The organism is Jutongia sp. SJQ-6 (assembly GCF_054161275.1).
This window is the reverse complement of record NZ_CP195314.1, coordinates 2,400,437-2,414,966: the sequence shown is the minus strand read 5'-3', so window position 1 is coordinate 2,414,966 and position 14,530 is coordinate 2,400,437. Positions and strand designations below refer to the sequence as shown.

The window sequence follows — 14,530 nt, the reverse complement described above, 5'->3', positions numbered from 1 at the left end:
ATTATGCCCTATGCAATCCTGCGTTTCCAGAAACGCAAAGCGGGCGGCGTTGCGGCTTGCGAACGCCACAACGAGCGTAAAAAAGAAGCCTATAAAAGCAATCCAGATATAGATATGGAACGCTCGAAAGATAACTACCATCTTGTGAATCCGCCGAGGTACACCTACAAGAAAGAGATTAACCGCATGGTAGCCGAAGCAGGGTGCAGGACGAGGAAAGATAGCGTGATGATGGTGGAAACGCTTATCACGGCTTCGCCAGAATTTATGAACAGCCTGCCGCCCAAAGAACAGAAAGCGTATTTTACGATGGCTCTGGATTTCATTTCAGAGCGTGTCGGGGAGAAAAATATCCTCTCCGCAGTCGTCCACATGGACGAGAGAACGCCGCATATGCACCTCTGTTTTGTGCCGATTACACCAGACAATAAGCTGTCTGCCAAAACAATTTTAGGCAATCAAAAGAGCCTGTCCGAATGGCAGACCGCCTACCATGAGCGGATGTCCTCACGGTGGAATCAGCTTGAAAGAGGTCAGTCCTCAATGGAAACGAAGCGGAAACATGTCCCCACATGGCTCTATAAGTTGGGCGGCAGGCTTGATAAACAGTATGAGGAAATTGTGTCTGCACTGTCCGACATCAACGCCTTTAATGCAGGGAAGAAGCGTGACAAGGCTCTGGAACTGATTGCGGCATGGCTCCCAGACGTGGAGAAATTCTCAAAGGAAATCAGTAAGCAGAGTGCCTATATCAATAGCCTAAAGGAGCAAATCGGGCAGGAATCAGACTATGCGGGGCGTATGCGTGATGAAAAGTATGAGCAGGAACTAAAGGTGCAGAAAGCGAACCAGAAGATATTTGAGTTGCAGAGAACCAACGAGCAGATGGGGCGGCTGCTCTCAAAGATACCGCCCGAAGTGTTGGAAGAATTGCAGAAAAACCATAAAAGCAGAGCGAAAGAAAGGTAGATATGTGAATGAAGAAACAGGATTTTAAGGTGTTAAAGACCAAAGACTTGTACCCGTTTCCCGACAATCCGTTTCATGTGGCAGAGGATGAAACGCTGTCAGAATTAGCGGAAAGCATCAAGGAATTTGGCATTGTCACGCCGATAATCACACGCCCGAAAGAGGACGGGAACGGCTATGAAGTGATTGCAGGGCAGCGGCGTGTCCGTGCGTCTGAACTTGCAGGGATAAATACCGTGCCTGCGTTTGTCCTGCCCTTAGACCGTGACCGAGCCATCATCACCCTTGTAGACAGTAATTTACAGCGTGAGAATATCCTGCCATCAGAGCGGGCGTTTGCCTACAAGATGAAATCCGAAGCCATGAAGCGGCAGGGTTTCCGCACAGACTTAACCTCGTCACAAGTTGTGACGAAGTTGCGGACGGACGACAAGGTGGCACAGGGCTTCGGCGTAAGCAGGATGACCGTACAAAGATTTATCCGTTTGACGGAACTGATACCGCCGATTTTGCGGATGGTGGACGAGGGGAAAATCGCCCTCACGCCTGCGGTGGAACTGTCCTTTTTGAAGAAAGACGAGCAGGAAAACCTCTTTGCCACGATGGAGAGCGAAGAAGCAACGCCCTCACTCTCACAGGCACAGCGGATGAAAAGCCTAAGCCAGAGCGGGCGGCTTGACATGGATACGATATTTGCAATTATGACGGAGGAAAAGGGAAACCAGAAAGAAACCTTGAAAATCAACACAAGCAAGCTGAAAAAGTATTTTCCGAAGAACACAACGCCGAAGCAGATGGAGGAAACCATCATTAAACTTTTGGAGCGTGAATTGCAGAGGAAACGGGGCAGGGACAGCCGCTAATCTTCTCTTTTCGGGAGGTAAATGCAGAAAATTGAGGTATGAAGAATGAAAGAAATCCAGTATGAGATTGTAAAGGAAATCGCCGTATTGTCTAAGGGCGACAGCGGCTACACAAAAGAAATCAATCTTATCTCATGGAACGGAAGAGAGCCGAAATATGACATCCGCAGCTTTTCCCCGAACCGTGAGAAGTGCGGAAAGGGTATCACGTTGAACGCTGATGAAGCAGCAGCACTCCTTGAAGCATTACAGAAAGAAGTAAACAGCGGGGATTGATGGTATCTGATTGACAGGGCGGGGCGTTTCCAGACGTTCTCCTGCCCTGTCTGGAAAGGAAGATTTAAGTATGGGCGAGGATAAGAAAGCAGATAAAAAGAGAAAGCGTATCGTGCCGAAAGCACCAGTTCAGATGATAATCAGCCGTGAATATGTCGGCACGCAGACAGTCACAGAAGCGTTTATCCCGATTATTTCCGAGGATATTCGGAAGAAGATTGCCGAGGGCGACACCTTCGACAATGAGGGGCTGTCCGCTTAGAATGTACGCAATGGAACATGAAAACAGATAGGACAGATATGGAGGTTTTACAGTATGGCAGGAATAAGAATGGAGAACAAGATTTATGAAGTCGGCATGTACTGCCGCTTGTCAAAAGACGATGGCACGGATAACGAGAGTGCGAGCATTGCGACACAGAAATCCATCCTCACGGATTATGTGAAAAAGCAGGGATGGCACTTAGCAAAAACGTATGTGGACGACGGTTACTCTGGTACAAATTTCCAAAGACCAAGTTTCCAGAACATGATTAAGGACATTGAAAGCGGTCTGATAAACTGCGTTATCACGAAAGATTTATCTCGTCTGGGGAGGAACTATCTTGATTGCGGACTGTATCTGGAAGTGTTTTTCCCAGAGCATAATGTGAGGTATATAGCGGTCAATGACGGCGTGGACACGCTCAATAAATCCGCTATGGACATCACGCCTTTCCGCAACATCCTAAACGAAATGTATTCCGCCGATGTGTCGGTCAAGATAAAATCGGCGTACCGAGCGAGGTTTCAGCAGGGGAAATTCATGGGGACGACAGCACCATACGGTTACGTCAAAGACCCCGCCGACCACAACCATCTGCTGATAGATGACAAAGTTGCCCATGTGGTAAGGGAAATATTTGACCTTGCGTTAGCGGGCAACGGAATCGCCAAAATCCGCAAGCACATCAACAAACAGCATATCTTACGCCCCGCCGCTTATGCGGCGGAGCAGGGGGCAACAGGCTATGAGAGGTATTTTGAGGAGAATGAGGAGAACCGTTATATTTGGAGCGAGAACAGCGTAAGGGGCATTTTAAGAAGCCCGATATATGCGGGAAACCTTGCAGGCTACAAGCGGATTGCCGCCAACATGAAAAGCAAGAAACGCCCCTCTAAGCTGCCCGAAGAATGGGAAGTGATACCAGACACCCATGAGGGGATAGTCACGCAGGAGGAATTTGATACCGTACAGCAGCTTATTACAAGCCGCAGATTACCAGAAAACAAGGGCGGCTTTGAGAACATCTTTGCAGGCGTTATTAAGTGTGCGGACTGCGGCTATGCGATGCGGGCTATGAGTGCCAACAGGAGGAAACGCCCCGACATCATCGACTGCGTACAATATTCCTGCAATAATTATGGCAGATACGGTAATATCATGTGTACCGCACACAGCATTGAAGCGAGGGACTTGTTCAACGCTGTCCTCACCGACATCAACCGATTTGCGGATATGGCAGTCAATGATGAAAAGGCAGTGAGGGCGATTGAAAAGCGGCTCACGGAAACAGACCAGAGCAAGGCAAAGGCACTGGAAAAGGAGCAAAGAAAACTGAACAAACGCCTTGCAGAACTGGACAGGCTGTTTTCCTCACTCTATGAAGATAAGGTGATGGAGCGTATTACCGAGCGGAATTTTGAGATGATGTCGGGAAAATACCAGAAAGAACAGCTTGAAATTGAAGCAAGGCTGAAAGAGGTAACGGAAACGCTCAGCGACAGCTATGAGAAGACGCAGGGTGTCCGTGATTTCCTCTCCCTAATCCGCAACTATCAAGGCATTAAGGAACTGGACGCAACCATCATAAACGCACTTATAGACAAGATACTTGTTTCGGAACGTGAGAAACTTACAGACGGAATGGTGCGGCAGGAAATCAAGATTTATTATAAATTCATCGGCTTTGTCGGTGAATTACATATCACACCGACAAAGCGGTGGACTGCGTTAAAGCCTAAGAATTGTACGGTGTGCGGTGTTGAATATGTTCCCCGCTCTGGCATATCGAAGTATTGTCCTGCTTGTGCCAAGAAGATACAGAGGGAGAAATCAAACGAGAGCAAACGCAGGAGCAGGGAGCGAAACAGACAGGCATGTATTGAACTGTCCGCAAAAAATGACCGACTGAGGAAGGTTTCCAGGGACAGTCCACATGATGCATTGCCGTAAGATGTGTCTGCACATTGACACCGGTGCCGCATTTGTCCGTGGATCCGATCAGGATCCTCTTTGTGCCGGAGCGCATTTCACGAAAAAGGGCATCCTTTGCAGCATCGGTCTTCGCATCATGGATAAATGCGATCTGATCTGCAGGGATACCCTGTTTTACAAGTTCTGTTTTCAGATAATTATAGACATCAAAGCTGTCCGCCTCTGCCCACGAAACCGTGAGCATTTCTTCTTTCCATCCAGATCTCGGTGTCCCGATATCCGAAAAGATAAGCTGTGTGCCGGTGATCCCTTCCTGCTCTGCCTTGCAGTATTCATACAGCACATTTTCCACTACCTTATTCAACTTCCCCTCCGGATTGTCCGGAGCGTCCGGTGACAACAGCCTTGCATCCGTACCAAGGAGTCTCGCTTCATGGGTGATCTTTAAGAAGTTGTCCTCACTGAGATCCACGCCTCCGCTTCGGATGCGCTCCGCTCTTGCGACAAACTCCTCCATGACCTGCTTCACATACCCATCCGGCTCACTCTCCACGATGATATATTTCCCGTCCCGAAGTGACGGCACATCCAGCTCCAGCATATCTCTTGTCTGAATATCCGCCACCTCCTTGAACAGGTTCATAAGCTCCGGCAGGTTCGTAAACTTATTAAATCTTATCTTAAAACGAAACCCGCTTCCTTCTACCGTAAGCTCCAATGCCGTGGTCTGTTCTCCAAAGTTTGCTGCCCAGCTGTCGAAGTGGTAGATGCCAAGCTGTTCCAAAGTGTCCTTCTGCAGGAAGCTCTCAGGTATTTGATAAATGCCTCCTTCTCTTTGCCAAAGCGGATAAGCGGAAGTCCCACCGCCCAGTAGACATTGGCATTTCTTCTTCCGAGTCGGTCCAGCTCTTTCGCTGTTGCAGCTAAGGAAAGCAGATAATAATTTTCGTCCTCTACCTTGCTGTCCTTCACCTTTAACCGCTCGCTTCCGACTTTATAATACTTTCCATCCTTCTCCAGGACATTTTCAAGCAATGCCGGCTCTGTGGTGATCTCCCGGATCCCGGAAGTAAATGTTTCATGTACTGTCTTCATGTTTGACCAGCCGTGGTCAATGGCAATCACTACTGTATTCTTATCCATAATCTTCCTCCATTTCTGTTGCATATGTATTTCTTTATATTTCCATTTACTTTAGAAGTCATGTATGTATGCGTGATTTCTCACATCCTCTTCGCCCGCATACTGGGAACTGCTGACCGGCTGCTTTCGCATTCACAACACTCTGTTCATTCAGAATGATTTCCTCGTTTGCCGTTTTGAGGATAAGGACATTTTGCATATCCTTTGTGGTTCATTATCCATCCGCCACATATCTGTCGTACTCGCTAAGCACCTTCACCGTTAGGTTCCTCAATTCTCTTCGCAAGTTATGACTGTCTTGTCTGACAGTGCACCGGACTTTTACCGAAATAAATTATATATTCAGCAGTTGCTATTCAGTTGTCTTGGTGTATCACAACACCGTACCCATATAGTAAACTACCTATGCCGACTTGTTTATACACACAAATGGTAATTCTGTGATACAACTTACCTTTTTATGGTAAAACCGTCTTTATAAATACTCTGCCTATGCAACAAACAAAATCTGATACTACATATCAGCTAATCGACCTCATCAGAATCGCCATGTTCATCAGATAAGTCTATTTCATCTGCATCTTCTCCTATGGGTAAGTCCTCTTGCGGCTGATAGCACTCGACATATCCATAAATCTTCTGCTCAAAATATTTTCTCGGACATCTTCCCGGAATAATCAGATATCCCTGCTTCTCCAATTCAGCATTAAATCTGCGAATGATCGTATATGCCTTTGATGTTCCTATTCCAAGCATTTCTGATACCTCTTTAGCATTTACAAATGCCTTATTAGAACCTACCATAGTGAAACCTCCTTTCATTTTTATCCAAAACACGCAATGTTATTTCGTGTTTTGTCCTATTATATTTCCATAATTTGTGTTTGTCAACAAATTTTCGCAAAATATCCACCATTGACTTTCGTGTTTTTCTGTTGTATGATTTAATTGTTCCTACAAACGCACTAAAAACCACATAATTTTTTCGTGAAAGGAGTGATTACCATCATGGGTAGCGATTCGATCAATGACAAACTGGTTGCTGCCAACCTCAAAAGGATACGTAAGCAGCAAAAGGTAACTCAACGGCAACTTGGAGAACTGACTGGCAAAAGTGAACGAACCATTCAAAATTATGAATCCGGCAAGATCAATTTCAATATAGAAATGATTCAGACCCTCGCTTCAGCACTGCATATTGATTGGAAAGAATTGGTGAATAACCTTGATTCATTGGACAAAAGAAATTCTCCAGCAAATAAATATGTACTGGAATCTCTCGGCGACATTATCAATGTTCTGTTTCAGATTCAACAGACCTATGACCTGTCTCTTCACTTTGATGTCAAAAAACCGCCCGCTGATTCAGACTGGGAAGCAGACATCCACATTCCAGGAAAAGGAAATGCCAAATATGATGCCGATTTTTGTTTATTCATGGAAGATTGGATTCAAAAAATGCGTCAGCTATACGATGAAAAGATTTCTATTGATGATTATCAGAGCTGGCAAAATGAAACCATCACCTATTATACCGACAGCAAACTCACCCCTTGGAACGAACGTCCAAATATGGAGGCGATAGATATCGAAAAAAATCTGTACCGCTGGACAAACCCATACAAAAAATCCTAAAGGGAATCAAAGAGTTCCAGAAAAAATGCCCCGGCAACTTGTACCGAGGCTAGTGACTTTCAACCAAAAGGCTGATATAATTACCCTAGACAAGTAGATTATATCATAGCCTTTTACAAAATGCATTGAATTTTTATCATGCAAAGAATTATTTTGAAAAAGGAGATGATTGTATGCCAGCTTTTAAAGATTCTAAAACTGGTAAATGGTTCGCCAAATTCTATTATACAAACTGGGTTGGCGACCGAAAACAAAAGTGGAAACGAAGCTTCGCCACCCAAAAGGAAGCACAGGCGTATGAAAGAGACTTTTGGGAACGTCAGGCAGAAAGTCCGGATATGACATTTGCCAGCCTGTATGAAATCTATATCGAAGATATGGCTGGAAGGTTAAAGGAATCTACATTAGCTCACAAACGAAATATTTATGAAACCAAGATCCTTCCCTATTTTAAGAATAAGCCGATCAACGAGATTCAGGCAACGGATATCCGCAAATAGCAGACTATGCTCATGCGTGATTCGCACAATTATAAGGATACTTATCTGAAAAGCATCAATAATCAGTTAAGTTGCATTATGAATTATGCCAAACGTTTCTACAACTTAACTACAGATCCCTGCGGTCGTGCCGGCAGTATGGGAAAAAGCAACGCAGAGGAAATGGATTTTTGGACTTTGGATGAATACCTTGCCTTTCGTGAAGCGATACAGGACAAAACTGTTTCATATCTTTGTTTTGAGGTTCTTTACTGGACAGGTATGCGCGAGGGAGAAATGCTTGCTCTCACCGCAGAGGATATTGATTTTGAGAAAAATACCATCCGAATCAACAAAACTTTCTCCCGCTATCGTGACAAAGATGTCATCACGGTTCCAAAGACAAAGAAAAGCAGACGCATTGTTGCCATGCCCGACTTCCTTGCAAAAGAAATGGAGGACTATATCAACCGGCAATATATGCTGGATCCAAAACGCAGACTTTTTCCATATACCAAATCTTTTTTAAGTCATGAAATGCTTCGCGGCTGTAAAGATTCCGGTGTCAAAAAGATCCGCATCCACGATCTCAGACATTCGCACGCCAGCCTGCTGATCAATCAGGGCTTTGACGCATTGACGATTGCAGAACGATTGGGACATGAAAAAGTATCCACTACATTGAATACTTACTCACATCTGTTCCCACACAAACAGGGAGAATTGGTTCAGAATCTGCAAGACCTTTTAGTTCCGCCGGTAATTGATCAAAAAAATGATTTTGTTGCCACTCCGGAACATGAAGAGAAACAAGAAAAGACACTAGGAAACGTTATCCCAATGCCAATTCGTCACATTATTTAATCCGAAATGTTGCCAAAAAGTATCGTACCATTTAACATATTTTGGCAACTTGTTCCCTATTCTACTGGGTTTGCAATAAAAAGTGTTTAGTAGCAAATTAGTAGCAGAGAAAAAACAAAAGTCCGGGAATCCCCATAAATAGGGGTTTCCCGAGAAACCGAGAGCTATTCAAACTCTATCGTTCCAGGCGGCTTGCTCGTCAGATCATAAAAGATACGATTTACGCCTTTCACCTCATTAATAATTCGCGTCATGACTGTCTGCAGCACCTCAAATGGAATCTGTGCGCTTTCTGCCGTCATGAAATCGATGGTCTGTACTGCACGCAGGGCAACCGCATAGTCATAGGTTCTTTCGTCGCCCATGACACCAACGCTTCGCATGTTGGTGAGTGCTGCGAAGTACTGGTTTGGCATCCAAGGTGCTTCTTTGCCGTGTTCGTTTTTGTAGGCTTCTGCAGCCTTGTCCACTTCTTCACGATAGATGAAGTCAGCGTCCTGTACGATGCGAACTTTATCAGCGTTTACCTCGCCGATGATACGAATGCCAAGTCCCGGACCTGGGAATGGCTGACGGAATACGAGTTTTTCCGGAATACCAAGTTCCAGACCAGCTTTACGCACTTCATCTTTGAACAGATCACGCAAAGGCTCGATGATTTCCTTGAAATCTACGAAGTCCGGTAATCCACCTACATTGTGGTGGCTCTTGATGACAGCGGATTCACCGCCAAGACCGGATTCTACAACATCGGGGTAAATAGTTCCCTGCGCCAAGAAGTCTACCGCACCGATCTTCTTTGCTTCTTCCTCAAAGACGCGGATAAATTCTTCGCCAATGATTTTGCGCTTATGCTCCGGCTCGGTAACTCCTGCCAGTTTGCTATAGTAACGATCCTGTGCATTGACACGGATAAAGTTAAGATCGAAGTCTCCTGCCGGTCCAAATACCTGCTCAACCTCGTCGCCTTCGTTTTTACGAAGAAGTCCGTGATCTACAAATACACAAGTAAGCTGTTTACCAATCGCCTTGGAGAGCAGACCTGCTGCAACAGAGGAATCTACACCACCGGACAATGCCAAAAGCACTTTGCCGTCGCCAACTTTTTCGCGGATCAGCTTGACCTGCTCTTCTACGAAGGAGTCCATACGCCAAGTACCCGCACAGCCGCAAATGCCGCGTACAAAGTTGTACAGCATTTCTGTTCCCTGCTGTGTATGAAGCACTTCCGGATGGAACTGAATCGCATAAAGATTACTTGCTGTATTTTGAGCTGCCGCTACCGGGCAGTCTGCTGTATGTGCAATGATTTCAAAACCTGGAGCAACTTTTGAAATATAATCAAAATGGCTCATCCAGCACACGGTGTTTTCATGAATCCCCTTAAACAAAGGAACTTCCGTATTAACAGCCACGTCTGTTTTGCCGTATTCGCGCACAGGTGCTTTCTCGACTTTACCACCAAGAACATGCTGCATTAACTGAGCACCATAGCAAAGTCCCAACACTGGGATTCCCAGTTCAAAAAGTTCTTTAGAATAAGTAGGGGCACCCTCTTCATAGCAGCTATTCGGTCCACCTGTTAAGATGATTCCTTTCGGATTCATCGCCTTGATCTTTTCTATATCAGTTTTGTAAGAATAAATCTCGCAATATACATTACATTCTCTGACTCTTCGTGCGACCAACTGATTATACTGTCCGCCAAAGTCCAGCACGATGACTAATTCCTTATTCAATGTAGTACCTCCTTGTGTTTTAACAATATGATTCTATCATACATTATTTTCGAATTGGTTACAAGAGTGAGCTTAATTCGTTTATTTCGGCAAACTGACACGGAAAGTCACCATGCCATCTCCCGCTTTTGCAGTAATAGATCCCTTATGACTATCGACGATTTTTTTTGCAATGGACAGACCAATACCCTGCCCTCCGGTTTTGGAAGATCTGGAACTGTCACTGCGATAAAATCGGTCAAACATCCGCTTAGTATCCGGAAGCTCTTTTTCGGTAGTATTTTTCACAACTAATACCGCACCATGTTGTGTTTTAGTAAGACGCCATACGATCTTGCCCCCGTCATTGACATATTTCGCAGCATTTTCGGTAAGAATGGATACCAACTGTGCAATCTGTTCACGATTCACGCGAATCGTAACCCCCTCTTCCAGGTGCAGCTTTAATGTTACCTTCTTTTGTGTTGCAACTTCTTCAAATGGCCTGGTTGTTTCTTCTAATAGCAGCTTAAGATCTGCTTCTTGTTTTTCACTCTTTTCTTGAACCTCATCTAACTTTGCGAGAACGAGCAGTTGATTGATAAGCTTTCCCATATGTTTGGTCTGATCAATAATATTTTGCGTCCATTCATTTCCATCACCTTTGTACTGCAGTACCTCCGCATTTGCTGAAATAATGGCAAGCGGTGTTTTGAGTTCATGGCTGGCATCGGTGATAAACTGTTTTTGCCGGTTGGAATTGATTTCAAACGGACGAACTGCGCGTTTGGAAGCGATGGCAAAAATAACCGTGATCAAACAGGTGAGTAGTGTTGATACCGTGATGGTGATCGTCACTGCCAAGTGATAAAAGCTCTGATTTTCTTTGCAGTCCAGAAAGATAATGGAACGCACTTGACCATCTTTATACTCTTTGCGGTAACGATAGCTGCCTACCAGACCTACCTTTCTCCTGCGAAGCATCGCCATCTTAGTCATTCGAACTGCCTTTTTCTCATCAACCGCCGCAATGTGATCCATATTTACGTTGGTCACTTTTTTGTCTTCATCCAAAAAAATCCGGAAAAATCGAGTGCGATAAGCCGAATCCTCATTATAATTGTTAAAATATCTTTCAAAGGACTGACTGTTTTTTTGCTGCTGTTTGTAATCTTTTAATTGTGGGACGGTACCATTATTTTCACTGATCATCGCTGTGATCTGGTCCGCCTGACGATTCCGATATGCTCCAAAACACATAACTAGAATGATCGTCATAACCATAAATGCAGCGACCACAGACGCAAAAACAATCCCGATCATTTTCAAGCGCATTTTTTTCATAAGTCCAGCCACTCCTTCCTACTACAATCTATTTATGGTTAGCTTCTATGCAGTCTTACGAAGCTGTATGATTTCTTCCTCTTGCACCAACTGCAGATTGCCATGGATCTGCACCAATTTATTGTTGATATAGGCAATATATAGTGCAATTTCTTCCGTGTCAACTTCTCCCGGAAATACTCGTTTTACAATTTCTTCTTTGGAATAACTGACATTTTCCTTTTCCAAAAATAAAGCAAGGAGCTTTGCTTCTTTGACGCTCAATATCAAACTGCCGGATTTTGCGGACAGTTCATTGCTCTCCAAGTCAAGTGTTACGTTGGCAAGATTCAATACCGTCTGCTGATACTCCTTATTACGGCGCACCATTGCTTTCACCCTCGCAACGAGTTCGCCCATTGCAAACGGCTTGGCGAGATAATCGTCAGCGCCCATATTCAGTCCCTCGATACGATCTTCGGTCTCTGCTTTGGCAGTCAGCAGCAAAACCGGCGTATAATCTTCTCGGTCGCGCATATTTCTAGCCACTTCCGTCCCTTCCATACCGGGCATCATAATGTCAAGTATAGCAATATCAAAGTGCTCTTTTTGCAGTACCTCGTCTGCTGCCAGCCCGTCCATCACGGCCGTCACCTCAAATCCTTCCATCTTAAGGATCTCCGAAACTGCCATCGACAATCCCAACTCATCTTCCGCGTATAATATTTTTCCTTTTGTGCTCATATCCTTATCCTCGTTTCTGCATAGATTCCCATGCAAATATATCATGTATGCTAGTCTTTGCGTAATAACCATACATTCCTGTCTTTGCGCAACAGCCGTACATACCTGCCTTTGCGCAACAGCCATACATACCTGTCTTTGCACAATATCCGTACATACCTGCCTTTGCGCAACAGCCATACATACCTGTCTTTGCACAATATCCGTACATACTAGCCTTTGCGTATCATGTCCCGCAATGTCTGCATCGTCAAGTCTGTGGACGCCATTTCTCCGGCACAGCGCTTCAGCTCTCTCTCGATCAATTCCACATTATCAATGTGTTTCTTGTACTTCATTTCATGCTCCAGGCTTGCCCAGCAATCCATCGCAATCGTTCGAAGCTGTACCTCTACTCGAATCGTGCCGCTTTCCGCTTCCGAAAACGGACATTCCAAGATCACGTGATAACTACGATAGCCATTTGGCTTAGGATTTGCAATATAATCCTTTTCTTTGACTATGCGGAACGTGCCATCCTGTTTCATGCGCTCGACTATATCGTACACCTCTCCCACAAAATGTGTCACTAAGCGAAATCCCACAATGTCGGAAACATTAGCAAGTGCAGAATCGGCCGTTGTCTCAAATCCTTTTTTATGTAACTTTTCCTGCATCCCCTCTGCCGTCTTAATACGACTTCGAATATGTTCTACAGGTGTCTCCCCAGCTTGTTTCGCATAGGCATCTACCAACTTTCGCAACCATTGCAATATCTCCTGTTCCAGATTCTGCAGCGGTATATAATACTGTCCATAATAGGCACTTTGGTTTTCCTCCATAAAAATCCCCCCTTCCCACAATCCACCTAAATTTTCCTATTGGATCGACAAAAGTCATTCTCCTTAATCAAGTTCTTCACCACAGTGGCAATAGTATCTCTTGCATTTTTCCGACAGCAATCACCAAGGATTAGAATAGAAGTATAACAAATCTTTATGAAAAAAGTATGAATCTTTTTTTCCTTATACGCCATACTGCTAACTCGCCCCTGCAAAAGCCAGGATCACACAGTCTGCCGATTTTTTTCCGCCATCGCCTGTAAATGTTCCTGCATGATCTGTCTCATTTCCTGAAATTGCAGCATAAGTCCCTCGTTTGGACTTTGGAACGCTAACAATCGATCCAAATAGCCCTGTTCCTTGACAATTTCATAGCTTTGCGGAAACTCCAATTCAAAAACCAAAGCAATATGACCTGCCAAATTATCAATCGGCACTTTTTTCGTGTCTCTAAAAATCGCCTGTTTCTGTCGAAACTGCTGCATGACTTCTTCCGTGATGAGGTGTGCGTGGATCTGTTCCGTTGCCACATTATAGATTTCTTCCAGCGGAAAATCCGTAGCAACCTTTAGGATATCAATCTTGTCTGCATCCCGAATCACCTTTGCAAACAACATTTCACGATCATTCAACTGCGGATCGATCCGAAAAGCACTGTGCCAGTAAATCGCCTTCTTGATCAGCTCTTCATTTTCACCAGAGTTATCCACAAAGCGTGCCAATAATCCGTCCTGAAATAACAATTCCACACCAAAATGTGCATGATCGATCGATTGACTGTCTACAAAAGTATGAAAACGGCGAAGTTGTTCAAACCGTCCGATATCATGTAACATTCCGATCAGCCATGCCAATGCAATATCTTCCTCCGAAAGTCCTAATTTTTCAGCAATCTGTTCACTGATATCTGCCACTCGATAGGTATGTTCCACTTTTAATCGGATTTTTTCATCGTGTATATCATACCTGCCTGTATACTCTTGGAACGCCTGCTTTACTCGTTCTCTATCTATCACCACAAAATTACCCCTTTCTCTTTGCAATCAAGTTCATTATGAACCTTTCTGTTTCATTGCGCAAGACATTACGTTTGCAAGCCAAATATGGCTTACTTTTATTGCTGTAGCAGCAGTATTTTCAGCCATCCACCATGCACTTTGGTCTATCATCGATAACCAAGTTATGCTCTATGGCACATTAAAGGAACAAGAAAACAAACTGGATATGATAATGCGTAATTTGGAATCACAGTCGGTAAATACAGGTTTTGTGCCCCGACAGGCAACACTAAGCAATCCGCCTGTCGCTACCAATGTTTCCCAGCAAAATACTCCTAATTATGGTAGCTGGAGTACAGATGTTATTGATCAGTCCAGTTGGGAATGTCCAAGATGTGGTGCGACAACATTCGGTAGCAGATGTAAAAGTTGTGGATTTTTTAAGGATTAATTTTCAAAAATAATATTTATTGACAAACAAGGGGAGTGCTTTGAAAGCA

Annotated in this window: 14 protein-coding genes and 1 pseudogene; 7 read left to right on the top strand and 8 right to left on the bottom strand. The window is 44.4% G+C overall.

The window, feature by feature from the left end; all coding sequences use genetic code 11:
- The first annotated feature begins 3 nt into the window (after window positions 1-3).
- The 5 genes from mobV to ACSAJE_RS11000 all read left to right on the top strand — a co-directional run bounded on the left by mobV (window position 4) and on the right by ACSAJE_RS11000 (window position 4,323).
- Window positions 4-969, top strand: coding sequence for a MobV family relaxase (mobV, locus tag ACSAJE_RS11020; RefSeq protein ID WP_002596256.1), 966 nt, complete (start codon window positions 4-6; stop codon window positions 967-969).
- Window positions 970-977: 8 nt separating this feature from the next.
- Entirely contained in the window at window positions 978-1,832 is an 855-nt protein-coding gene (locus tag ACSAJE_RS11015) for a ParB/RepB/Spo0J family partition protein (RefSeq protein WP_458009072.1), read from the top strand.
- Between the two features lie 45 nt (window positions 1,833-1,877).
- Window positions 1,878-2,108: a YdbC family protein gene (locus ACSAJE_RS11010; RefSeq protein WP_002596258.1), complete on the top strand. Its 231-nt coding sequence runs from the start codon at window positions 1,878-1,880 to the stop codon at window positions 2,106-2,108.
- A gap of 70 nt (window positions 2,109-2,178) precedes the next feature.
- The gene (locus tag ACSAJE_RS11005; RefSeq protein ID WP_002596259.1) at window positions 2,179-2,370 is read left to right on the top strand and encodes a hypothetical protein; all 192 of its coding nucleotides are present in this window, start codon (window positions 2,179-2,181) and stop codon (window positions 2,368-2,370) included.
- Between the two features lie 54 nt (window positions 2,371-2,424).
- Complete coding sequence (locus ACSAJE_RS11000) at window positions 2,425-4,323, top strand: recombinase family protein (protein WP_458009071.1); 1,899 nt, start codon at window positions 2,425-2,427, stop codon at window positions 4,321-4,323.
- Between the two features lie 684 nt (window positions 4,324-5,007).
- Here ACSAJE_RS11000 and ACSAJE_RS10995 read toward each other — a convergent pair.
- On the bottom strand, window positions 5,008-5,448 hold the full coding sequence (locus ACSAJE_RS10995; protein WP_458009070.1) for a hypothetical protein: 441 nt from the start codon (window positions 5,446-5,448) through the stop codon (window positions 5,008-5,010).
- A gap of 525 nt (window positions 5,449-5,973) precedes the next feature.
- Window positions 5,974-6,252 (bottom strand): hypothetical protein, encoded by a 279-nt coding sequence (locus ACSAJE_RS10990; RefSeq protein WP_458009069.1) that lies wholly within the window; start codon window positions 6,250-6,252, stop codon window positions 5,974-5,976.
- 204 nt (window positions 6,253-6,456) lie between these two features.
- Here ACSAJE_RS10990 and ACSAJE_RS10985 point away from each other — a divergent pair, with 204 nt between their 5' ends.
- A complete protein-coding gene (locus tag ACSAJE_RS10985; RefSeq protein ID WP_458009068.1) occupies window positions 6,457-7,083 on the top strand; it encodes a helix-turn-helix domain-containing protein in 627 nt (208 codons plus the stop codon).
- A 173-nt stretch (window positions 7,084-7,256) separates the two neighbouring features.
- Window positions 7,257-8,426 (top strand): annotated as a pseudogene (locus ACSAJE_RS10980) (site-specific integrase).
- Between the two features lie 164 nt (window positions 8,427-8,590).
- Here the strand turns inward: ACSAJE_RS10980 and guaA are convergent.
- The 6 genes from guaA to ACSAJE_RS10950 all read right to left on the bottom strand — a co-directional run bounded on the left by guaA (window position 8,591) and on the right by ACSAJE_RS10950 (window position 14,051).
- The gene (guaA, locus tag ACSAJE_RS10975; protein ID WP_022024334.1) at window positions 8,591-10,165 is read right to left on the bottom strand and encodes a glutamine-hydrolyzing GMP synthase; all 1,575 of its coding nucleotides are present in this window, start codon (window positions 10,163-10,165) and stop codon (window positions 8,591-8,593) included.
- An 81-nt stretch (window positions 10,166-10,246) separates the two neighbouring features.
- Window positions 10,247-11,488 (bottom strand): sensor histidine kinase, encoded by a 1,242-nt coding sequence (locus ACSAJE_RS10970; RefSeq protein ID WP_458009067.1) that lies wholly within the window; start codon window positions 11,486-11,488, stop codon window positions 10,247-10,249.
- A 45-nt stretch (window positions 11,489-11,533) separates the two neighbouring features.
- On the bottom strand, window positions 11,534-12,211 hold the full coding sequence (locus ACSAJE_RS10965; protein ID WP_182434263.1) for a response regulator transcription factor: 678 nt from the start codon (window positions 12,209-12,211) through the stop codon (window positions 11,534-11,536).
- A 4-nt stretch (window positions 12,212-12,215) separates the two neighbouring features.
- Window positions 12,216-12,422, bottom strand: coding sequence for a hypothetical protein (locus ACSAJE_RS10960; protein ID WP_458009066.1), 207 nt, complete (start codon window positions 12,420-12,422; stop codon window positions 12,216-12,218).
- Between the two features lies 1 nt (window position 12,423).
- The gene (locus ACSAJE_RS10955) at window positions 12,424-13,032 is read right to left on the bottom strand and encodes a GTP pyrophosphokinase (protein WP_458009065.1); all 609 of its coding nucleotides are present in this window, start codon (window positions 13,030-13,032) and stop codon (window positions 12,424-12,426) included.
- Between the two features lie 224 nt (window positions 13,033-13,256).
- On the bottom strand, window positions 13,257-14,051 hold the full coding sequence (locus tag ACSAJE_RS10950; protein WP_458009064.1) for an HD domain-containing protein: 795 nt from the start codon (window positions 14,049-14,051) through the stop codon (window positions 13,257-13,259).
- Between the last annotated feature and the right edge of the window lie 479 nt (window positions 14,052-14,530).

Excerpts from the sequence above, each read along its gene's own strand:
- mobV (WP_002596256.1), top strand. The coding sequence starts at position 4 with ATGCCCTATGCAATCCTGCGTTTCCAGAAACGCAAAGCGGGCGGCGTT.
- ACSAJE_RS11015 (WP_458009072.1), top strand. The coding sequence starts at position 978 with ATGAAGAAACAGGATTTTAAGGTGTTAAAGACCAAAGACTTGTACCCG.
- ACSAJE_RS11010 (WP_002596258.1), top strand. The coding sequence starts at position 1,878 with ATGAAAGAAATCCAGTATGAGATTGTAAAGGAAATCGCCGTATTGTCT.
- ACSAJE_RS11005 (WP_002596259.1), top strand. The coding sequence starts at position 2,179 with ATGGGCGAGGATAAGAAAGCAGATAAAAAGAGAAAGCGTATCGTGCCG.
- ACSAJE_RS11000 (WP_458009071.1), top strand. The coding sequence starts at position 2,425 with ATGGCAGGAATAAGAATGGAGAACAAGATTTATGAAGTCGGCATGTAC.
- ACSAJE_RS10995 (WP_458009070.1), bottom strand. The coding sequence starts at position 5,448 with ATGGATAAGAATACAGTAGTGATTGCCATTGACCACGGCTGGTCAAAC.
- ACSAJE_RS10990 (WP_458009069.1), bottom strand. The coding sequence starts at position 6,252 with ATGGTAGGTTCTAATAAGGCATTTGTAAATGCTAAAGAGGTATCAGAA.
- ACSAJE_RS10985 (WP_458009068.1), top strand. The coding sequence starts at position 6,457 with ATGGGTAGCGATTCGATCAATGACAAACTGGTTGCTGCCAACCTCAAA.
- ACSAJE_RS10970 (WP_458009067.1), bottom strand. The coding sequence starts at position 11,488 with ATGAAAAAAATGCGCTTGAAAATGATCGGGATTGTTTTTGCGTCTGTG.
- ACSAJE_RS10965 (WP_182434263.1), bottom strand. The coding sequence starts at position 12,211 with ATGAGCACAAAAGGAAAAATATTATACGCGGAAGATGAGTTGGGATTG.
- ACSAJE_RS10960 (WP_458009066.1), bottom strand. The coding sequence starts at position 12,422 with ATGTACGGATATTGTGCAAAGACAGGTATGTATGGCTGTTGCGCAAAG.
- ACSAJE_RS10955 (WP_458009065.1), bottom strand. The coding sequence starts at position 13,032 with ATGGAGGAAAACCAAAGTGCCTATTATGGACAGTATTATATACCGCTG.